The following is a 20003-nucleotide window of genomic DNA, read 5'->3' as shown; positions in this document are numbered from 1 at the left end:
GAATCCGGAGCGGGGCCTTCGCCGTGGCGCGGGCGGGCTAGAAGTCCTCGTCCAGGTCGACGGTGCCCTCGACCGCGACCTGGTAGGCCGACGGGCGGCGCTCGAAGAAGTTCGTGAGCTCCTGGACGCCCTGGAGCTCCATGAAGGAGAACGGGTTCTGCGAGCCGTAGACCGCCGGGAAGCCGAGGCGGACCAGACGCTGGTCCGCGACGCACTCCAGGTACTCGCGCATCGACTCGGTGTTCATGCCCGGCAGGCCGTCACCGCACAGGTCGCGGCCGAACTGCAGCTCCGCCTCCACGGCCTCCTTCAGCATGTCGGTGACCTGCTGCTGGAGCGCGTCGTCGAAGAGCTCCGGCTCCTCCTTGCGGACGGTGTCGACGACCTCGAACGCGAAGTTCATGTGCATGGTCTCGTCGCGGAACACCCAGTTGGTGCCGGTGGCCAGACCGTGCAGCAGGCCGCGCGAGCGGAACCAGTACACGTACGCGAAGGCGCCGTAGAAGAAGAGGCCCTCGATGCAGGCGGCGAAGCAGATCAGGTTCAGCAGGAAGCGGCGGCGGTCGGCCTTCGTCTCCAGCCGGTCGATCTTCTCGACCGAATCCATCCAGCGGAAGCAGAACTGCGCCTTCTCGCGGATCGAGGGGATCTCCTCGACCGCGTCGAAGGCCGCCGCGCGGTCGTCCGGGTCGGGCAGGTAGGTGTCGAGCAGCGTCAGGTAGAACTGGACGTGCACGGCCTCCTCGAACAGCTGGCGCGACAGGTACAGGCGCGCCTCCGGGGAGTTGATGTGCTTGTAGAGCGTCAGCACCAGGTTGTTCGAGACGATCGAGTCACCGGTGGCGAAGAACGCGACCAGACGGCCGATCATGTGCTGCTCGGCGGGAGTCAGCTTGGCGAGGTCGGCGACGTCCGAGTGGAGGTCGACCTCCTCGACGGTCCACGTGTTCTTGATCGCGTCCCGGTAGCGCTCGTAGAAGTCCGGGTAGCGCATGGGGCGCAGGGTCAGTTCGAAGCCCGGGTCGAGCAGGTTCTTGGCGTTGGAGCTCATTACTGGCAGGCCTCGCAGGACTCGGGGTTCTCAAGGGAGCAGGCCAGGGCGTCGGCGTCGACGGCCTGCGGGAGGGGGGTGGCGGCGGCCGGCACGGCACTGCCGGAGGCGGCGCGGGCGATCTTCGTCGCCGGGCGCGAGCGCAGGTAGTACGTGGTCTTCAGACCCTGCTTCCAGGCGTACGCGTACATCGAGCTGAGCTTGCCGATGGTGGGCGTCTCCAGGAACAGGTTCAGCGACTGCGCCTGGTCGAGGAACGGCGTACGGGCCGCCGCCATGTCGATCAGACCGCGCTGGGGGATCTCCCACGCCGTGCGGTACAGCTCGCGCACCTCGGCCGGGATCCAGCCGAAGCCCTGGACGGAGCCGCTGGACTCGCGCAGCGCCTCGCGGGTCTGAGCGTCCCACACGCCGAGCTGCTTGAGCTCCTCCACCAGGTAGCCGTTGACCTGGAGGAACTCGCCCGACAGGGTTTCGCGCTTGAAGAGGTTGGAGACCTGCGGCTCGATGCACTCGTACACGCCCGCGATGGAGGCGATGGTCGCCGTCGGGGCGATGGCGAGCAGCAGGGAGTTGCGCATGCCGGACTTCGCGATCCGGGCGCGCAGGGCGTCCCAGCGCTCGGGCCAGTTCAGCTCGACGTCGAAGTGGTCGGGGTGCAGGACGCCGCGGGCGGTGCGGGTCCGCTCCCAGGCCGGGAGGGGGCCGTTGCGCTCGGCGAGGTCGCAGGAGGCCTCGTACGCGGCCAGCATGATGCGCTCGGAGAGCTTGGTGGACAGGGCCTTCGCCTCGGGGGAGTCGAAGGGCATCTTCAGCTTGAAGAAGACGTCCTGCAGGCCCATCGCGCCCAGACCCACCGGACGCCAGCGGGAGTTGGAGCGGCCCGCCTGCTCGGTCGGGTAGAAGTTGATGTCCACGACGCGGTCGAGGAAGGTCACCGCGGTGCGGACGGTCTCGTCCAGGCGCTCCCAGTCGATCTGCCCGTCCACCACGAAGGCGCCCATGTTGACGGAGCCCAGGTTGCAGACGGCGGTCTCGCCGTCGTCGGTGACCTCGATGATCTCGGTGCAGAGGTTGGAGGAGTGGACGACCGTGCCCGGCTCGGCGGTCTGGTTCGCCGTGCGGTTGGAGGCGTCCTTGAAGGTCATCCAGCCCTGGCCGGTCTGCGCGAGGGTGCGCATCATCCGGCCGTACAGGTCGCGGGCGGGCATGGTCTTGCGGGCCAGGCCGTCCGCCTCGGCCTTGCGGTAGGCGGCGTCGAAGGCGTCGCCCCACAGGTCGACCAGGTCGGGCACGTCGGACGGGGAGAACAGCGACCACTGGCCGTCGGCGTTCACGCGGCGCATGAACTCGTCCGGCACCCAGTGGGCGAGGTTGAGGTTGTGCGTACGGCGCTGGTCCTCGCCGGTGTTGTCGCGCAGCTCCAGGAACTCCTCGATGTCCGCGTGCCAGGTCTCCAGGTAGACGGCGGCGGCGCCCTTGCGGCGGCCGCCCTGGTTCACGGCGGCGACGGACGCGTCGAGGGTCTTCAGGAACGGCACGATGCCGTTGGAGTGGCCGTTGGTGCCGCGGATCAGCGAACCGCGGGCGCGGATGCGGGAGTACGACAGGCCGATGCCGCCGGCGTGCTTGGACAGCCGCGCGACCTGGTGGTAGCGGTCGTAGATCGAGTCCAGCTCGTCCAGCGGGGAGTCCAGCAGGTAGCAGGAGGACATCTGCGGGTGGCGGGTGCCGGAGTTGAAGAGCGTGGGGGAGGAGGGCAGGTAGTCGAGGCGGCTCATCAGCCGGTAGAGCGAGGCCACTTCCTCGACGGCCTGGACCGAGTCGTTCTCCGCGAGGCCGCACGCCACGCGCAGCATGAAGTACTGCGGGGTCTCGATCACCTGACGGGTGATGGGGTGGCGCAGCAGGTAGCGGCTGTGCAGGGTGCGCAGGCCGAAGAAGCCGAAGCGGTCGTCCGCGCCCTCGGCGAGCGCGTGCTCCACCAGCGCGTCGAGCCGGGCGGCGTGCAGGGCGACGAAGTCGGCGGTGCGGTCGGCGATCAGGCCCTCGCGGTGACCGACGGCGACGGACTCGGCGAAGGAGACGGACCCCTGGCCCGCGGCCTCGTCGGCCACGGCCAGCGTGAGCAGCCGGGCGGCGAGGCGGGAGTACGCCGGGTCCTCGGAGATCAGGCCCGCGGCGGCCTCGGTGGCCAGCCCGCGCAGTTCGGCCTCGTCCGCGACGGAGCTGCGGCCGCGCAGGGCGGCGGCGGCGACCCGGCCCGGGTCGGTGTCGGGGAGGTCGGCCGTCAGCTCGGTGAGGGTGCGCAGCAGCGCGGCCCCGGGGCCCCCGGCCTCGGATGCGGCTGCGGGCTGGTCGGACTCGGCGCGCGGTGCGGCGGGCGCGATGGTCACGGGGGGAGCTCTCCCTCGCTCGGCCCGGTCATCGGCGGGGCGGGGCGAGCGGGCGCATGCGGGCATGGCGGGTACGCGTACCCACCGCATGGCGTCCACCGGCCCAACCGCGAGGCCCGGACGTGGTCGGCACCCGGTTCGGTCGAGCCGGGTGCGCTGTCGGCAGGTCCTCGGACTTGCGGAGCACGAAAGGGTGCACTTCATACCGTTGCGGGACAGTTCCGGATTCGCACCGGATTCCCCTGCGGCGACAGCAGGCATGAGCATACATGTGGGGGCGGCCGGATGCGGTAGCCCCCACATGTAGTGTCGGGCCTCGCTCAGCGTGGTGTCACAGCTCCACTCGGTACGTGAGCAGCGTCAGCCCCGGGACGGGGGCCCAGTCGCGTTCGGGCGTACGGGTGAAGCCGAGCCGTGCGTAGATCCGCTGGGCCACCCGCATGTCCCGCTGGGTGGAGAGCACCAGGTGCGTGACCCCCTGGAGCTCGCGGGCGCGGGCCAGACAGGCCCGCACCAGGGCCTCGCCGGCGCCGCGTCCGCGCGCCTCGCGGTCGACGGCCAGCATCCGGAACTCGGCCTCGGCGGGCCCGGCGATGTCGGCGAGCGGGCTGCCGGGAGGGGCGAAGGTCACACCGCCCAGCAGGGTGTCCTCGGCGACGGCCACCAGCACCTCGCCGTCGGCGGCCCGCCGGGCCACGTCGCGCAGCACGCCGGCGTAGAAGGCGGCGTCGGAGGCGAGCAGCCCGTCGCCCACGTACGCCCGTGCGGTGATCTCGCCCAGCTCTTCGTATTCGGCGGGCAGGGCCGCCCGGATCTCGATGTCCATGGCTTTGAGTGTGCACCCCCGCTGTGCGCGAAGGGCCGCCCGCTCCCCGCGGGGGGAGTCGGGGCGGCCCTTCGGTGCGTGCGCGACGGTGTGTTCAGCGGCGTGCGTTCAGCAGCAGCGGAAGCCCTCGCGGGGGTCGGCCTCGCGGGAGTCGGTGCGGGCCCGCTCGAAAGCCCGCCGGGTCAGCACCTCGGCGTCCGGGTCGTGGGAGCGGGCGTGGGCGACGTAGCGGTCGTAGGCGGCCTCGCCCGAGAACTCCCGTACGTAGTGACGCGTCTTCGCCAGCGCCGCGCGGACGCGGCTCACCGGACGGGCTCCCCGACCCGGCCGCCGCCGCTGTCGAGACCGGCCGCGGCGAGCTCGGCCTTCTCCTCGGGGGTCGCGAGCAGGCCGGCCGGGGCGACGATCCTCGACTCGGACCAGGGGACCTCGGAGAGCCTGACCGAGCCCGGGTCGGCGACGGCCCTGAAGCAGGTCCGGGCCGCGTCCGCGAGCACGATCAGGATCAGTACGGCGAACAGCGCCGACAGGACGCCGTCGACCGTGGCGTTGGTGACCACGGTGTGCATCTCGTCCATGTTCTTCGCGGGCGGCAGCACCTTCCCGGCGTCGATGCCGCCCTGGTACTTGTCGCGCTGTGCGAAGAAGCCGACCTTGACGTCCTCGGAGAAGACCTTCTGGTAGCTCGCGGTGAGGGTGACGGCCACGTCCCACGCGAGCGGGACGGCGGTGACCCAGGCCCACTTGAGCCGGCCCGACTTCACCAGCAGCGTGGTGCAGACGGCGAGGGCCACGGCGGCGAGCAGCTGGTTCGCGATGCCGAACAGCGGGAAGAGCTGGTTGATGCCGCCCAGCGGGTCCTTGACGCCGACCCACAGGAAGTAGCCCCAGCCGCCGACGACGATCGCGCTCGCGGCCCAGACGCCCGGCTTCCAGCTGACGTCCTTGAAGGACTTGTGCACGTTGCCCAGGGTGTCCTGGAGCATGAAGCGCCCGACGCGGGTGCCCGCGTCGACCGTGGTCAGGATGAAGAGGGCCTCGAACATGATGGCGAAGTGGTACCAGAACGCCTTCATCCCGGACCCGCCGATCACGGAGGAGAAGATGTCCGACATCCCGAGTGCGAAGGTCGGCGCACCGCCCGTACGGGACAGCAGGCTGGTCTCCTCGACGTCCTTGGCGGCCTGCGCCAGGGCTTCGGGGCTGATGGCGAAGCCGAAGTGGGTGACGGCCTCGGAGGCGGTCTGCACGGTGGTGCCGATGACGCCGGCGGGGGAGTTGACGGCGAAGAAGAGGCCGGGCTCGATGATGCAGGCGGCGATCACGGCCATGATGGCGACGAAGGACTCGGTGAGCATCGCGCCGTAGCCGATGACCCGGACCTGGGTCTCCTTCTGGATCATCTTCGGCGTGGTGCCGGAGGAGACCAGGGCGTGGAAGCCGGACAGCGCCCCGCACGCGATGGTGATGAAGACGAAGGGGAACATCGACCCGGCGAAGACCGGGCCGTCGCCGCGCGCGGCGAAGTCGGTGACCGCGGGCATCCGCAGCGTCGGCATCGCGATGACCACGCCGATCGCCATCAGGCCGATGGTGCCCACCTTCATGAAGGTGGAGAGGTAGTCGCGCGGCGCGAGCAGCAGCCACACCGGCAGCACCGAGGCGATGAACCCGTACGCGACCATCCAGATGACCAGCGTCTCCTTCTCCAGGGTGAAGAACTCCGCCCAGGAGGATTCCGCGACCCAGCCGCCCGCCACGATCGCGAGGAGCAGCAGGGCGACGCCGATGACGGAGACCTCGGTGACCCGGCCCGGTCGCAGGACGCGCAGGTAGACGCCCATGAAGAGGGCGATCGGGATCGTCATGCCGATGGAGAAGACGCCCCACGGCGAGTGCGCCAGCGCGCCCACGATGACCAGGGCGAGCACGGCCAGCAGGATGATCATGATGACGAAGACCGCCAGCAGGGCGGCGGCCCCGCCGACCGGGCCGATCTCGTCACGGGCCATCTGGCCGAGCGAACGCCCGTCGCGGCGGGTGGAGAAGAAGAGCGTCACCATGTCCTGGACGGCGCCGGCGAAGATGACGCCCGCGACGATCCAGATGGTGCCCGGCAGGTAGCCCATCTGCGCGGCGAGCACCGGGCCGACGAGCGGGCCCGCGCCGGCGACGGCGGCGAAGTGGTGGCCGAAGAGCACGCGACGGTCGGTGGGGTGGAAGTCGACACCGTTGTCGAGGCGTTCGGCGGGGGTGGCCCGGGTCTTGTCCAGCTTCAGGACGCGGTCCGAGATGAAGCGCGCGTAGAAGCGGTACCCGATGGCGTACGAGCCCAGTGCGGCGGCGAGCAGCCAGGCGGCCGAGATCTCCTCGCCGCGGGACAGCGCCAGCACGCCCCAGCCGATGGCCCCGACGAGGGCCACGCCCACCCAGACGGCGATGGAGCGCGGGGTGAGCCCGCTCGCCGGGGAATCCGACGGGCCGCCCGACGGGGACGGCGAGCCAGGCCGGACGCCTGGACCCGCCGCGTTCCCGGAGGTTGGCGCCCGATCTGTCCCTGTTGCTTCCGGTTCCGGCATGATCCTCGTCCCCTCGTTGATCATCTGCGTAAGCGCAGGGAATCTACGGGGGCCCGACCGGTGGACGTAAGCCCCCGTCCGCATAGCGGTACGAGCGTCCACCGGGGGTCGAACGGGAGTCAACCGTCTTCTACAAGGCGGGCCTCTGGAGACGGGCTACGAACTTGTAACGGTCGCCGCGGTACACCGAACGTACCCATTCGACCGGTTCGCCGTCGGCGTCCAGCGAGTGCCGCGAGAGCATCAGCATCGGCAGGCCGACGTCGGTGCCGAGCAGTCCGGCCTCGCGCGGGGTGGCCAGCGAGGTCTCGATGGTCTCCTCGGCCTCCGCGAGGCGGACGTCGTACACCTCGGCGAGGGCGGTGTAGAGGGAGGTGTACTTGACGAGCGAACGGCGCAGCGCGGGGAAGCGCTTGGCCGACAGGTGCGTGGTCTCGATCGCCATGGGCTCGCCGCTGGCCAGCCGCAGCCGCTCGATGCGCAGGACCCGTCCGCCGGTGGTGATCTTCAGGAGTCCGGCGAGGGTGTCGTCGGCGGTGACGTAGCCGATGTCCAGGAGCTGGGAGGTCGGCTCCAGGCCCTGGGCGCGCATGTCCTCGGTGTACGAGGAGAGTTGCAGGGGCTGGGAGACCTTCGGCTTCGCGACGAAGGTGCCCTTGCCCTGGATGCGCTCCAGGCGGCCCTCGACGACGAGCTCCTGGAGGGCTTGCCGGACCGTGGTCCGGGAGGTGTCGAATTCGGCCGCGAGGGTGCGCTCCGGCGGCACGGGGGTGCCCGGGGGGAGCGTCTCGGTCATGTCGAGCAAGTGCCGCTTGAGCCGGTAGTACTTGGGCACGCGTGCCGTGCGAGTGGCCGCCCCGCCTTCCGGCTCCGCGCTCGCCCCTTCGGTGGCCATCGCCGCCCGCCTTCCCGACTCCAGTTTCGCTGCCGTCACCGGCTCCTCCGATATGTGCGGTCACATCGTGACACGGGAGGGAGGACAGGCCTCCTCCCTCCCCCAGGTGTCGGTCCGATAACGGACCGAGCACCCGCTCATTAGACCCTTGACACCCCTAAAGGTCTAGGCCAAGCTCCGGGTACTGGTCTAAACCAATATGGATCGGATCCCGGCCCCACGGGCAGTACTTGGTACGTACGTCACCGCGGCGGGCGAGGGAAGTTGCAGGCAGCATCCCCCTGAGGAGGGTGGCGTGAAGCGCAAGCTCATTGCGGCGGTCGGTGTCGTGGGCATGATGGTCGGAGTCGCGGCGTGCGGCAACGGCGGCGACGACAAGGCGAAGGCCGACGCGTCGGGTGGCGCGGCCAAGGAAATCACCGTCTGGGTGATGGACGGTTCCGCTCCGAAGGCCTGGATCGACGAGGTCAACAAGGAGTTCTCGGCCAAGCACCCCGGTGTGACGGTCAAGGTCGAAGAGCAGAAGTGGACCGGCATCCAGGAGAAGGTCACCACCGCCCTCTCCGAGAACACCCCGCCGGACGTCCTGGAGCTCGGCAACACCCAGACCGTCGGCTACGCGGTCACCGGCGGCCTCGCCGACCTCTCCGGCGACAAGTCCAAGCTCGGCGCCGACGCCTGGTCGAAGGGCATGCTGTCCTCCGCCGAGGTCGACGGCAAGCTCTACGCCGCTCCGTGGTACGCCGCCAACCGCGTCGTCATCTACGACAAGAAGGCCTACGAGAAGGCCGGCATCACCGCGCCGAAGACCCGCGACGAGTGGGTGGCCGGCCTGGAGAAGCTGAAGGCCTCGGACCCGGCCTCGCAGCCGATCTACCTCCCCGGCCAGAGCTGGTACATCCTCGCCGGCTTCGTCTGGGACGAGGGCGGCGACCTCGCCGTCAAGGACGGCGGCAAGTGGAAGGGGCAGCTGGGCACCGCCCAGGCCGCCTCCGCGATGGACTTCTACAAGAAGCTCCAGTCCTACTCCACCGCCCCCAAGGACAAGGACGAGGCCACCCCGCAGCAGTCCACCGACATCGTTCCCAAGGGCGGCGTCTCGTCCTGGATCGGTCTCGGCTGGGAGGCCCAGGGCGCGCTGAAGGCCCTGAAGGACGCGGGCAAGGAAGGCGACTTCGGCTACTTCCCGATCCCGGGCAAGACCGCCGACAAGCCGGGCTCCGTCTTCCTCGGCGGCTCGAACCTCGCCGTGGCCGAGCGCTCCAAGAACAAGGAGCTCGCCAAGGAGTGGCTCGCCCTCGCCTCCGGCAAGGAGCAGATGACCAAGTACGCCGCCGCCACCGAGGGCGCCCTGCTCCCGAACCAGGCCGCCGCGAACTTCGCCGCCGCCCCGGGCTCCTTCGCCGAGGCCATGGCCAAGGCCTCCGTCTCCGGCAAGATCACCCCGGTCACGGCCGGCTGGGCGAACGTCGAGACCGAGCCGAACCCCATCAAGGAGTTCATGACCAAGGTCCTGAAGGGCGAGGACGCCGCCAAGGCGGGCGCGGACGCGGACAAGGAAATCGCGAACCGCATCAACAAGTAGTCCCGCCCCGCAGCACCCGGTGACGCGGCACCCAGCACCGCGTCACCGGTACCACCCGCAGCAGCCGGCAGTGTGATCGCACCGGGGGGTGCGGCAGGCGCCCCGCAGCGCCCGCCGCGCCCCCGGTCGCGCATTTGACTCCACAGTCAACCGCGAGGAAGCCCAGACATGACCGTGCACTCCCAGGGAGCGGCGCCGACCGTTCCGAAGGACGCACCACAGAAGTCCGCCGGACGGCCCGACGCGCCTGCCCCCGGCCCCCGTCATCCGTCTCCTCGCGGGGGCAGAAAGCCGCTCCCCACGGGGTGGCTGCCCTACTTGCTGATCGCGCCCGCGGCGCTCAGCATGCTGGTCCTGCTCGTGTACCCGCTGATCAAGAACGTGATCCTGTCCTTCCAGGACATCAACAAGATCGAGTTCATCCAGCGCAAGTACCCCTCGGCGGGCTTCGACAACTACACCCAGCTGCTCGGCGACTCGAACTTCTGGACCGTCGTCCTGCGCAGCTTCGGCTTCACCCTCGCCAACGTCGTCCTGATCATGGCGATCGGCAGCCTCATCGGCATCCTGCTCAACAAGCTCGGCAAGAAGATGCGCCTGGTCCTGTCGATGGCGCTGGTGATGGCCTGGGCCATGCCGATCGTCGCCTCGGTCCAGGTCTTCTACTGGCTGTTCGACGAGCAGTTCGGCGTCATGAACTGGGTGATGCGCACCGCCGGCTTCTCCGGCTACGAGCAGCACAACTGGTTCGAGACCGGCCTGTCCACCCTGACGATCGTCACCGTCCTGGTGGTCTGGGGCTCCATCCCCTTCGTCGCCCTCAACATGTACGCCGCGCTGACCACCGTCGGCGCCGAACTGTACGAGGCCGCCCGCATGGACGGCGCCAACGGCTGGCAGACCTTCTGGCGGGTCGTCTTCCCGCAGCTCAAGCCCTTCTTCCTGATCACCACCTTCCTGGAGGTGATCTGGGTGTTCAAGGCCTTCACCCAGGTCTACGCCATGAACAAGGGCGGCCCCGACCGCGCCTCCGAGATCCTCCCGGTCTTCGCCTACGTCGAGGGCCAGAGCCAGTCGCACTACGGCCTCGCCGCCGCGATCTCCGTCCTGACGATCCTGATCCTGATCGTCATCATGTCCTTCTACTTCCGCCTGATCCTGAAGCAGGAGGAGGAGCAGTGAGCACCACCACCGCCGCCAAGCCGGCCCCGTCCGCCCCGACCCAGCGGCCCGCGCAGCAGCTGCGCACCCGCCGGCCGCTGCGGCCCGGCACCGTCGCCAAGAACCTCGGCGCCCTGCTGCTGGCGCTCCTCTTCCTCTTCCCGGTCTACTGGATGTTCGCCTCGGCCCTCAAGCCGTCGAGCGAGATCCTCACCAAGGACCCGGTCTTCGTCTTCACCCCGACGATGGACAACTTCCAGAAGGCCACCGGCGTCCACAACTTCTGGACGTACGTCACCAACAGCCTCGTCGTCACCGTCGGCGCCGTCCTGCTGGCCCTGCTCGTCGCCCTCGCCGCGAGCTTCGCCATCGCCCGCATGCGGTTCCGGGGCCGCAAGGGCATGGTCCTCGCCGTGATGATGGCGCAGATGGCCCCCTGGGAGGTCATGGTCATCGCGATGTACATGATCGCCCGCGACAGCGAGATGCTGAACAGCCTCCCGCTGCTCACCGCGATCTACTTCGTGATGGTCCTGCCCTTCACCATCTGGACCCTGCGCGGCTTCATCGCCGCCGTCCCGGTGACCCTGGAGGAAGCCGCCCAGATCGACGGCTGCACCCGCGGCCAGGCCTTCCGCAAGGTGATCTTCCCGCTGCTCGCCCCCGGACTGATGTCCACCTCGCTCTTCGGGTTCATCACCGCCTGGAACGAGTTCGCGATGGTCCTGATCCTGAACAAGGACAAGACCGCGCAGACCCTCCCGCTGTGGCTGACCCAGTTCAAGACCGCCTTCGGCAACGACTGGGGCGCCACCATGGCCGCGTCCTCGCTGTTCGCCGTACCGGTCCTGCTGATCTTCATCTTCCTCCAGCGCAAGGCCGTCGGCGGCATGACCGCCGGCGCCGTGAAGGGATAACGGCCCATGACTGTCCTTGCGCACCACACCGACACCCTGACCCGGGACGCGCTCGCCGTCCTCCAGCCCGGCTTCGAGGGCACCACCGCCCCCGCCTGGGTGCTGCGCCTGGTCGGCGAAGGCCTCGCCTCCGTCGGTCTGTTCGGCCGCAACATCGTCTCCGCCGGCCAGCTCGCCGCGCTGACCGCGCAGCTGCGCGCCGAGCGGGACGACGTCCTCGTCGCCATCGACGAGGAGGGCGGCGACGTCACCCGCCTGGAGGTCAGGGAGGGGTCCTCCTTCCCCGGCAACCTGGCCCTCGGCGCCGTCGACGACACCGCGCTGACCCGCGAGGTGGCCCGCGAGCTGGGCCGCCGTCTCGCCGAGTGCGGGGTCAACCTCAACTGGGCGCCGTCCGCGGACGTCAACTCCAACCCCGACAACCCGGTCATCGGCGTCCGCTCCTTCGGCGCCGACACCGCGCTCGCCGCCCGGCACACCGCCGCGTACGTCGAGGGCCTCCAGGCCGCCGGCGTCGCCGCCTGCACCAAGCACTTCCCGGGCCACGGCGACACCAACGTCGACTCCCATCACGCGCTGCCCCGCATCGACGTGGACCTGGACACCCTCCAGATCCGCGAGCTGGTCCCCTTCAAGGCGGCCATCGAGGCGGGCAGCAAGGCCGTCATGAGCGCGCACATCCTGGTGCCCGCCCTGGACCCGACCCGCCCGGCCACCCTCAGCCCGCAGATCCTGACCGGCCTGCTGCGCAAGGAGCTCGGCTACGAGGGCCTCATCGTCACCGACGGCATGGAGATGAACGCCATCGCCGGGACGTACGGCATCGAGCGCGGCTCGGTGCTGGCCATCGCGGCCGGCGCCGACGCGATCTGCGTCGGCGGGGGACTGGCCGACGAGGGGACCGTCCTCGCCCTGCGGGACGCCCTCGTGGCCGCCGTACGCGAGGGCACGCTCCCGGAGGAACGGCTCGCCGACGCCGCCGCCCGGGTGCGTGCCCTCGCCGAATGGACCCGCCGGGCACGGCCGGACGCGCGACCGGAGGGGGGCCGCGCGTCCGGCATCGGCCTGACGGCCGCCCGCCGCGCGCTGCTCGTCTCGGGCACGGCGGCCCCCGTGTCCGCCCCGTACGTGGCCACGCTCGCCCCCGTCGCGAACATCGCGGTGGGCGACGAGACCCCGTGGGGGGTGGCCGCGGAGCTCGCCGCCCTGGTCCCGGGCACGGAGTCGGGCGTCTACCCCGAAGGCTCCGGCGCGGCCGGGGTACTGGCCGACGCCGGCGGGCGCACGGTCGTCGCCGTGGTCCGCGACGCCCATCGCCACCCCTGGATGACCGAGGTCCTGGACGCGCTGGTCGCGGCCCGGCCCGACACCGTGGTCGTCGAGATGGGCCTGCCGCGCGCCGAGCCGCGCGGCGGCCTGTACGTCGCCACCCACGGCGCCTCCCGCGTCTGCGGGCAGGCCGCCGCCGAGGTCATCGCGGCCGGCACCGGGGGCTAGGGGCTGGACCGGGTCGCGGCGCCGGGCACCCGTCACGGGGGTCGCCCGGCGCCGTCCGTCCCGGACGGGCATGAGGAAAGGGCCGGGCCCCCGTGGAGGGGGGCCCGGCCCTTCGCCGTACGCCGGTGCGCGGGGGAGCGCCTCGCGCCTACAGGCCCTGCCAGGCCGGCTTGTTGGCGAAGGCGTGGCGGAAGTAGTCGGCCAGCTTCAGCTTCGAGGCGGCCGCCTCGTCCACGACGACCGTGGCGTGCCGGTGCAGCTGCAGCGCGGAGGCGGGGACCAGCGCGGACAGCGGCCCCTCGACGGTCTGCGCGACGGCCTCGGCCTTGCCCTCGCCGGTGGCCAGCAGGATCAGGTGGCGGGCGTCGAGGATGGTGCCGATGCCCTGGGTGATGACGTGGTGCGGCACCTGCTCTATGTCGTTGTCGAAGAAGCGCGCGTTGTCGACGCGGGTCTGCTCGGTGAGCGTCTTGATCCGGGTGCGGGAGGCCAGCGACGAGCAGGGCTCGTTGAAGCCGATGTGGCCGTCCGTGCCGATGCCCAGCAGCTGGAGGTCCACCCCGCCCGCGGCGGCGAGCGCCTGGTCGTAGGCCACGCAGGCGGCCTGGACGTCGGCGGCGGAGCCGTCGGGGCCCATGAAGGAGGCCTCCGTCAGCCCGAGCGGCTCGACGACCTCGCGCAGCACGACGGCGCGGTAGGACTCGGGGTGCCCGGCCGGCAGGCCGACGTACTCGTCGAGCTGGCAGATCCGCGCCCTGGAGGCGTCGACCTGGCCGGCCCCGACCTTGGCGGCGAGGGCTTCGTAGATGGGCAGCGGGGTCGAGCCGGTCGCCACGCCCAGCAGGGCGTCGGGCTTGCGGCGGACCAGGGCGGCCATGGCCTCCGCGATGAGCTCGCCGCCTGCCTTGGCGTCCGGGACGATGACAACTTCCACGCGGGGCCTGCCGATCTGAGAGGGGTGTGGACACTTGTGGTATAGACCAATCTAGCAGAGCCTGCCCGTCGGTGGCGGGCCCGTGCCGCATCGATCCGCATCCGGTCCACATCCATGGTGGTCCCGTTCGCGCCCGCCCGCCCGGCCGGGAGCGGCGGACGCGCAGCGGGCGCCCGGAGTGGCCGCAGGCGGGCCGGAGAGCGCTCTGGAGGGCGCACTGGGGGCAGCCCGGGACGCGCCGGGCGCCGTCCCGCCGGGCGGCGGCCTGCGCACGCGGGTGCGGCAGGGGGGCGACGGGGGGCGGCCCGGCGAGGGCCGGAGGCGGTGGGGGCGGGGCGGTGCGCGCCCGGCCCGCGGTCCCCGCCGGGCGGCGGGGCGGCGGTGGACGGCGGCCGGGCGGCGGCGCTATCCGGACGGTGGGGAAATTCCGCGGCCATTCATCGCGACGGGCGGGGAATTCGATCAGGGAATTCGACCCGCGCCGCACACGTTCCGCGACGGATCATTTCCTCTGGGCCACGGTGCTGGACGGGACCCTCAGCCCGCCCGGCACCGTAGCCCGGAGTACTTGCCGCCCGACGGGTGTGCGGTTCCCGACGGCCGGTTGGGAGGTGCCTGCGCGGTCAGGGCAGAGCGCGCGGTTACCTCTATCCGTCCTCCTGTGCGGGGAGGGCGGAAGCCTGATGCAATTGTGGACTAGACCAATCTGTTCTGTCCATCCAATGACGCGGTCCGCAATCCCGTCACTTCCTCCAACAGTACGCGGACAGGGCCCCTCCTGGGTACTCCTGGGTATCGGCCGTGGGAAAAGTCATCCCCGTACCCGGGGTACGCTCGCCGGGTGCCCTCCATGAACGACCTCGTACGCCAGCACACCGCTCTCAGTGAAACCGACCTGGAGTGGCTCCACCTGCTGGTCTCGGAGTGGCAGCTGCTCTCCGACCTCTCCTTCGCCGACCTCGTGCTCTGGGTGCCCACCCTCGACGGCACCCGGTACGTCTCGGTCGCGCAGATGCGGCCGAACACCGGCCCCACCTCGTACCAGGACGACATGGTCGGCCACCTGGTGCCGCGCGGCCGCCGCCCGCTGCTCGACGCCGCCCTCGACGAGGGCCGCATCGTGCGCGAGGGTGACCCTGAGTGGCGGGAGGAGGTTCCGGTCCGCGTCGAATCGATCCCCGTGCGCCGCGAGGGCCGGGTGCTCGGCGTCATCGCCCGCAACACCAACCTGCTCACCGTGCGTACACCGAGCCGGCTGGAGCTGACCTACCTCCAGTCCGCCTCCGACCTCGCCCAGATGATCGCCGCGGGCTCCTTCCCCTTCCCCGGCCAGCAGGTCGACATGGACGCCTCCCCGCGCGCCGGCGACGGCCTGATGCGGCTCGACGCCGACGGCGTGGTGACGTACGCGTCCCCCAACGCGCTCTCCGCCTACCACCGGCTCGGCCTCGCCTCGGACCTGGTCGGCCAGCACCTGGGCACCACCACCTCCGAACTGGCCCCCACCCGGGGCCCGGTGGACGAGGCGATCGTCAAACTGGCGAGCGGCTGGGCCCCCAGGGAGACCGAGGTCGAGGGCAACGGCGGGGTCATCCAGCTGCGCGCCATTCCGCTCAAGCCCAAGGGGACCCGGATCGGCTCCCTCGTCCTGTGCCGCGACGTGACCGAACTGCGCCGTCGCGAACGTGAACTGATCACCAAGGACGCGACCATCCGGGAGATCCACCACCGGGTGAAGAACAACCTCCAGACCGTGGCGGCGCTCTTGCGGCTCCAGGCCCGGCGGATGGATTCGGAGACCGGCCGCGAGGCGCTCAACGAGGCGGTGCGGCGCGTCGGTTCGATCGCGATCGTGCACGAGACCCTCTCCCAGAACCTCGACGAGCGCGTCCAGTTCGACGAGATCGCCGACCGCGTGATCGCGATGGTCGCCGAGATCTCGCCCGGCAAGGTGAGCTGCCGGCGCACCGGCCGCTTCGGGATCCTGGACGCTGAGGTCGCCACACCGCTGTCGATGGTGCTGACCGAGGTCCTCCAGAACGCCCTGGAGCACGCCTTCACCCAGGGGGAGGGCGGCACGGTCGAGGTGTCCGCGGCCCGCTCCGGCACCGGCCGCGCAGATGCCCGGCTGCTGATCACGGTGCTCGACGACGGCTGCGGCCTGCCGGAGGGCTTCGACCCCCAGCGGGCGGGCAACCTCGGGCTGCAGATCGTACGGACCCTCGTGGAGGGGGAGCTCGGCGGCACCTTCGACATGGTCCGCGCCGAGCCGCGCGGCACCCGGGTCGTGCTCGACATACCGGCGAGCCCGCAGAAGTAGCCGGCGCCCGCCGCCCCCCGCTCCGTCACGCAAGGTGACGAGAACAGCACTGAGCCCCGGACCGAAGGTTCTCGGTCCGGGGCTCAAGAGCACGTTGCTGAGCGCTTATACGGTTACTACGCGCTGCGGCTCGAGGCTCGAAAGTCGATGTCAGGCGGTGGCGTTGCGCGCCCGATTGCGAGCGGCGCGGCGCTTCATTGCGCGGCGCTCGTCCTCGCTGAGACCGCCCCAGACGCCGGAGTCCTGACCGGACTCGAGCGCCCACTGCAGGCACTGCTCCATGACGGGGCAGCGGCGGCAGACGGCCTTGGCTTCCTCGATCTGCAGCAGCGCAGGACCGGTGTTGCCGATGGGGAAGAAGAGCTCGGGGTCTTCCTCGCGGCAAACGGCGTTGTGACGCCAGTCCATGGCTGCTCCATCTCCTTGTATTGCGGGCAGGTTGCTTGTGAATGTGAACGCTTTCACGAATCCCCCCGTGAGGGAAGGGCCGACCCCCAGTTGCCTGGTGGGGTCCGAAGATTCGTGGAGGGGTTCTGGCGGTCTGTATGGGTGCCGGGTTCTGCGGGCTGTCCCGATCGCCATGTAGAGATTCGCAAACCTCGGACGGGGATACAACCCCTTCCGGAAAGTTTTTTTGGATTCGTCGGTGTCGACTAGGTCACAGCCCTAGTTCCTAGGGGTGGACCGGCGTGTAAACGTTCGAGTGAAAGGACTTTGGGCCCTTCCACTCACACAATCACACGCAGTGCCCGGCGTACGCCTGTGAACCGAACGCTGGTGCGCAGCCCGAGGTGGTCCCCGTCCATCTGGAAGGGGAGCGGAACCTTCGAATGCAAGGTGAAGTCGGTCAGATCGTGCAGAGACACCGCATGCTTGCCGTGCGGACCGCGCTCAGGAGTCGAGGTCAGGAGCTGCGTGGCGTACCGGGCGACCGCCGGAGTTGACAAACGGTCGAGCGCCAATACGTCAAGCGCGGTATCGAACGACGCCTCGGGAGAGGCATAAAGCGGACGATTGCCGAGGTACGTCCACGGCGAGGTGTTGCAGACTATCGACAGCACCAGGTCCGTCACCGGATCCGCGCCGGGCGCTTCCAGGGTGATCGTCCCGTGCCGGCGGTTCGGCTCGTCCCAGAACTGCCGCATCAGCTGTCGTACGTACAGTGCGTGCGTCGAACGCTTGCCGCGTTCGCGCTGCTGCTCGACCCGCCCCACCACGCCCGCGTCGAAGCCGAAGCCCGCGCAGAAGGTGAACCAGCGGGCCGGTACCGATTCGTCCTCGGTCCCCGGCGTCCCCGCGGCCAGACCCAGGCCCACCGTGCGCTCGCGCCGCTCGCGCAGGGCGTCGAGCAGGGCGCCGGTCGCCTCCACCGCGTCGTTCGGCAGTCCGAGGGCGCGGGCGAACACGTTCGTCGAGCCGCCCGGCACCACCGCGAGCCGCGGCAGCCGCTCCGGATCGGGCCCCTCGTGCAGCAGACCGTTGACGACCTCGTTCACGGTGCCGTCGCCGCCCAGCGCCACCACGAGGTCCACGCCGTCGTGCGCGGCCTTGCGCCCCAGGTCGCGGGCGTGCCCCCGGTACTCGGTGGTGACGGCCTCCAGCTTCATCTCGCTGGCCAGCGCGTGGGTCAGGACGTCGCGCGTGCGCGCACTGGTGGTCGTCGCTGCTGGGTTGGCCACGAGAAGTGCACGCATGAGCGCCAGAGTACCCACCCCGTCATATGCGATCGCTATCGACCGTACCGTCGGCGCCCGGCGGCACCCGACTACGCTGCTGGGGTGAGCAGACAGCCGACCCCCCGCACCCCCGCCGCCCCGACGCCCTCGGACGCCGCACCCGCGGCGCCGCTGCCCGGACGGCTGACCGCCGCCGCGGTGCTCACCGCCGTGGAGGGCCTGGCCCTGGCCGGGCTCGGCGTCTACATGCTGTTCGTCGGCATCGCCGGCCGCCCCGACTCCCCGCAGCAGGCCGAGACCGGGGGCATCACCCTGCTCGGTCTCGCCGTGCTCCCGCTGGTCGCGGCGCGCGGACTGCGCCGGGGCCGCCGCTGGAGCCGCGGCCCGGCACTGATCACCCAGCTGATGGCGCTGCCCGTCGCCTGGACCCTGTGGAACACCGGCGGCGCCGTACGGTTCGCCGCCGTCGCCCTGGCCCTGGCCGCGGTGGCCGTCGCCGCGCTCCTGGTGAACCCGACGGCGACCGAGGCGCTCGGAATCGGGCCCGCGGACGGGGCCCGATAGCCCGAGGGCCTCACCTCCCGGCTACTCCTCCACGAGGAGCTTCTCGCGGAGCTGGGCCAGGGTGCGGGCCAGCAGGCGCGAGACGTGCATCTGCGAGATGCCGACCTCCTGTGCGATCTGCGACTGGGTCATGTTGCCGAAGAAGCGGAGCAGGAGGATGCGCTTCTCGCGCGGCGGGAGCCCCTCCAGCAGCGGCTTGAGGGACTCGCGGTACTCGACGCCCTCCAGGGCCTCGTCCTCCGAGCCCAGCGTGTCCGCGACGGCCGGGGACTCGTCGTCGGTGTCGGGCACGTCCAGGGAGAGCGTGCTGTAGGCATTGGCCGATTCCAGACCCTCCAGCACCTCCTCCTCGGAGATCCCCAGCCGCTCCGCCAGCTCGTGCACCGTGGGCGAGCGGCCGTGCTGCTGCGACAGCTCCGCCGTGGCCGTGGTCAGCGAGAGCCGCAGCTCCTGGAGGCGCCGTGGCACCCGTACCGCCCAGCCCTTGTCGCGGAAGTGCCGCTTGATCTCGCCGACCACGGTGGGCGTGGCGTACGTCGAGAACTCGACACCGCGGTCCGGGTCGAACCGGTCCACCGACTTGATCAGGCCGATGGTGGCGACCTGGGTGAGGTCGTCGAGCGGCTCGCCCCGGTTGCGGAACCGCCGCGCCAGGTGTTCGACCAGCGGCAGGTGCATCCGGACCAGCCGGTTGCGCAGCTCCGCCCGCTGCGGCGAGCCCTCGGGCAGCTCGCGCAGCTCGAAGAACAGCGCCCGCGCGCCGCTGCGGTCCCGCGGGTCCGGCAGTGCGGCCGGAGCCGGAGCCGGAGCCGGGGCCGTGGCGGCGGCCGCCGGTGGCTGTGATGGTTGTGGTTCCTCGTGCTGGTTCTCGCTCATAGGGCCCGCCCGTCGCTCCGCCGAGTCCAAAAAGCCGTCTTCCGCATCCGCGTCAGCCGGGTGCGGCCGGGCGTGCTGCTGTTCCGGGATGCCCCCGTCGACCTCGTGCCGTACCCGGGGCCGATCCCCGCCCCGCACCGGGATCTCCCCGCCGCTCACGCCGGGCCTGGCCCCGCGCCGCGCTGTTTGTAGAGGCTGATGCTCACTGTCTTGTTCTCCTCGACCGTCGCCTCGACCTTGCCGGCCAGCGCCGACAGGACCGTCCACGCGAACGTGTCGCGCTCCGGGGCGCGCCCGTCGGTGGTCGGTGCCGACACGGTCACTTCCAGCGAATCGTCGATCAGCCGGAAGACGCAGCTGAGGACGGAGCCGGGCACGGCCTGCTGGAGCAGGATCGCGCAGGCCTCGTCCACCGCGATGCGGAGGTCCTCGATCTCGTCGAGGGTGAAGTCCAAACGTGCCGCGAGGCCGGCCGTGGCCGTTCGCAGCACCGACAGGTAGGCACCCGCAGCCGGCAGCCGGACTTCCACGAAGTCCTGGGTCCCGGGCTCGCCTGCGATCTGGGACACCCTCACCTCCAAGGTGGTACGAGCTCTGTTCGCCGGTGACGCTATCGCGATCCGGGCGATCGTGTCGCGGCACCCCTCGTGGCGCCCGTCCGGGGAGCGCCCGGGCCGGGCCTGCCCCGGTCAGGTGACTGATGGTAAGCCCTCGGGTACGCACAGT

17 protein-coding genes and 1 riboswitch are annotated in these 20003 nt (G+C 70.8%); of the genes, 6 read left to right on the top strand and 11 right to left on the bottom strand.

Going from position 1 to position 20003, the window contains the following annotated elements; genetic code table 11:
- Positions 1 to 37: 37 nt before the first annotated feature.
- The 6 genes from ACGFXC_RS25720 to ACGFXC_RS25695 form a co-directional block, all read right to left on the bottom strand.
- A complete protein-coding gene (locus tag ACGFXC_RS25720) occupies positions 38 to 1051 on the bottom strand; it encodes a ribonucleotide-diphosphate reductase subunit beta (RefSeq protein WP_393716512.1) in 1014 nt (337 codons plus the stop codon).
- On the bottom strand, positions 1051 to 3447 hold the full coding sequence (locus ACGFXC_RS25715) for a ribonucleoside-diphosphate reductase subunit alpha (protein WP_393716510.1): 2397 nt from the start codon (positions 3445 to 3447) through the stop codon (positions 1051 to 1053). The genes ACGFXC_RS25720 and ACGFXC_RS25715 overlap by 1 nt, the downstream gene beginning before the upstream one ends.
- 143 nt (positions 3448 to 3590) lie before the next feature.
- Positions 3591 to 3721, bottom strand: a riboswitch (cobalamin riboswitch).
- 57 nt (positions 3722 to 3778) lie between these two features.
- On the bottom strand, positions 3779 to 4273 hold the full coding sequence (locus ACGFXC_RS25710) for a GNAT family N-acetyltransferase (protein WP_393716508.1): 495 nt from the start codon (positions 4271 to 4273) through the stop codon (positions 3779 to 3781).
- Between the two features lie 108 nt (positions 4274 to 4381).
- Positions 4382 to 4579, bottom strand: a complete 198-nt coding sequence (locus tag ACGFXC_RS25705) for a CstA-like transporter-associated (seleno)protein (RefSeq protein WP_393716506.1) — start codon at positions 4577 to 4579, stop codon at positions 4382 to 4384.
- The gene (locus ACGFXC_RS25700) at positions 4576 to 6852 is read right to left on the bottom strand and encodes a carbon starvation CstA family protein (protein WP_393716504.1); all 2277 of its coding nucleotides are present in this window, start codon (positions 6850 to 6852) and stop codon (positions 4576 to 4578) included. Before ACGFXC_RS25700 ends, ACGFXC_RS25705 begins: the two co-directional genes overlap by 4 nt.
- Positions 6853 to 6982: 130 nt before the next feature.
- Positions 6983 to 7747: a GntR family transcriptional regulator gene (locus ACGFXC_RS25695; RefSeq protein WP_393716747.1), complete on the bottom strand. Its 765-nt coding sequence runs from the start codon at positions 7745 to 7747 to the stop codon at positions 6983 to 6985.
- Positions 7748 to 8042: 295 nt separating this feature from the next.
- Here ACGFXC_RS25695 and ACGFXC_RS25690 point away from each other — a divergent pair, with 295 nt between their 5' ends.
- From ACGFXC_RS25690 to ACGFXC_RS25675, 4 genes are all read left to right on the top strand, one after another.
- Positions 8043 to 9332: an extracellular solute-binding protein gene (locus ACGFXC_RS25690; RefSeq protein ID WP_351819596.1), complete on the top strand. Its 1290-nt coding sequence runs from the start codon at positions 8043 to 8045 to the stop codon at positions 9330 to 9332.
- Between the two features lie 168 nt (positions 9333 to 9500).
- The gene (locus ACGFXC_RS25685; RefSeq protein WP_393716502.1) at positions 9501 to 10514 is read left to right on the top strand and encodes a carbohydrate ABC transporter permease; all 1014 of its coding nucleotides are present in this window, start codon (positions 9501 to 9503) and stop codon (positions 10512 to 10514) included.
- A 59-nt stretch (positions 10515 to 10573) separates the two neighbouring features.
- On the top strand, positions 10574 to 11410 hold the full coding sequence (locus tag ACGFXC_RS25680) for a carbohydrate ABC transporter permease (RefSeq protein WP_393716745.1): 837 nt from the start codon (positions 10574 to 10576) through the stop codon (positions 11408 to 11410).
- Between the two features lie 6 nt (positions 11411 to 11416).
- Entirely contained in the window at positions 11417 to 12907 is a 1491-nt protein-coding gene (locus ACGFXC_RS25675; protein WP_393716500.1) for a glycoside hydrolase family 3 protein, read from the top strand.
- A gap of 148 nt (positions 12908 to 13055) precedes the next feature.
- Here the strand turns inward: ACGFXC_RS25675 and nagB are convergent, their stop codons facing one another.
- The gene (nagB, locus tag ACGFXC_RS25670; RefSeq protein WP_393716498.1) at positions 13056 to 13841 is read right to left on the bottom strand and encodes a glucosamine-6-phosphate deaminase; all 786 of its coding nucleotides are present in this window, start codon (positions 13839 to 13841) and stop codon (positions 13056 to 13058) included.
- An 850-nt stretch (positions 13842 to 14691) separates the two neighbouring features.
- Here nagB and ACGFXC_RS25665 point away from each other — a divergent pair.
- The gene (locus ACGFXC_RS25665) at positions 14692 to 16161 is read left to right on the top strand and encodes a sensor histidine kinase (RefSeq protein WP_393716743.1); all 1470 of its coding nucleotides are present in this window, start codon (positions 14692 to 14694) and stop codon (positions 16159 to 16161) included.
- Positions 16162 to 16311: 150 nt separating this feature from the next.
- Here the strand turns inward: ACGFXC_RS25665 and ACGFXC_RS25660 are convergent, their stop codons facing one another.
- Entirely contained in the window at positions 16312 to 16569 is a 258-nt protein-coding gene (locus tag ACGFXC_RS25660) for a WhiB family transcriptional regulator (protein WP_004937597.1), read from the bottom strand.
- A gap of 320 nt (positions 16570 to 16889) precedes the next feature.
- Positions 16890 to 17855 carry a diacylglycerol/lipid kinase family protein gene (locus ACGFXC_RS25655; protein ID WP_393716496.1) on the bottom strand — a complete coding sequence of 322 codons (966 nt, stop codon included), beginning with the start codon at positions 17853 to 17855 and terminating at the stop codon, positions 16890 to 16892.
- A gap of 84 nt (positions 17856 to 17939) precedes the next feature.
- Here ACGFXC_RS25655 and ACGFXC_RS25650 point away from each other — a divergent pair, with 84 nt between their 5' ends.
- Positions 17940 to 18401 carry a hypothetical protein gene (locus ACGFXC_RS25650; RefSeq protein ID WP_393716495.1) on the top strand — a complete coding sequence of 154 codons (462 nt, stop codon included), beginning with the start codon at positions 17940 to 17942 and terminating at the stop codon, positions 18399 to 18401.
- 21 nt (positions 18402 to 18422) lie between these two features.
- Here the strand turns inward: ACGFXC_RS25650 and ACGFXC_RS25645 are convergent, their stop codons facing one another.
- Complete coding sequence (locus tag ACGFXC_RS25645; protein WP_393716494.1) at positions 18423 to 19415, bottom strand: RNA polymerase sigma factor SigF; 993 nt, start codon at positions 19413 to 19415, stop codon at positions 18423 to 18425.
- A gap of 17 nt (positions 19416 to 19432) precedes the next feature.
- Positions 19433 to 19846, bottom strand: coding sequence for an anti-sigma regulatory factor (locus ACGFXC_RS25640; RefSeq protein WP_033218654.1), 414 nt, complete (start codon positions 19844 to 19846; stop codon positions 19433 to 19435).
- Between the last annotated feature and the right edge of the window lie 157 nt (positions 19847 to 20003).

The sequence above is a fragment of the Streptomyces sp. NPDC048507 genome (genome assembly GCF_043199995.1).
GTDB lineage: Bacteria > Actinomycetota > Actinomycetes > Streptomycetales > Streptomycetaceae > Streptomyces.
The sequence above is the reverse complement of the archived record's forward strand: the minus strand, read 5'-3'. Positions and strand labels throughout refer to the sequence as shown.

What these genes read in the sequence shown, in the direction of transcription:
- ACGFXC_RS25720 (WP_393716512.1), bottom strand. Translation starts at nt 1,051, where the DNA reads ATGAGCTCCAACGCCAAGAACCTGCTCGACCCGGGCTTCGAACTGACC.
- ACGFXC_RS25710 (WP_393716508.1), bottom strand. Translation starts at nt 4,273, where the DNA reads ATGGACATCGAGATCCGGGCGGCCCTGCCCGCCGAATACGAAGAGCTG.
- ACGFXC_RS25700 (WP_393716504.1), bottom strand. Translation starts at nt 6,852, where the DNA reads ATGCCGGAACCGGAAGCAACAGGGACAGATCGGGCGCCAACCTCCGGG.
- ACGFXC_RS25695 (WP_393716747.1), bottom strand. Translation starts at nt 7,747, where the DNA reads ATGGCCACCGAAGGGGCGAGCGCGGAGCCGGAAGGCGGGGCGGCCACT.
- ACGFXC_RS25685 (WP_393716502.1), top strand. Translation starts at nt 9,501, where the DNA reads ATGACCGTGCACTCCCAGGGAGCGGCGCCGACCGTTCCGAAGGACGCA.
- ACGFXC_RS25675 (WP_393716500.1), top strand. Translation starts at nt 11,417, where the DNA reads ATGACTGTCCTTGCGCACCACACCGACACCCTGACCCGGGACGCGCTC.
- ACGFXC_RS25665 (WP_393716743.1), top strand. Translation starts at nt 14,692, where the DNA reads ATGAACGACCTCGTACGCCAGCACACCGCTCTCAGTGAAACCGACCTG.
- ACGFXC_RS25660 (WP_004937597.1), bottom strand. Translation starts at nt 16,569, where the DNA reads ATGGACTGGCGTCACAACGCCGTTTGCCGCGAGGAAGACCCCGAGCTC.
- ACGFXC_RS25655 (WP_393716496.1), bottom strand. Translation starts at nt 17,855, where the DNA reads ATGCGTGCACTTCTCGTGGCCAACCCAGCAGCGACGACCACCAGTGCG.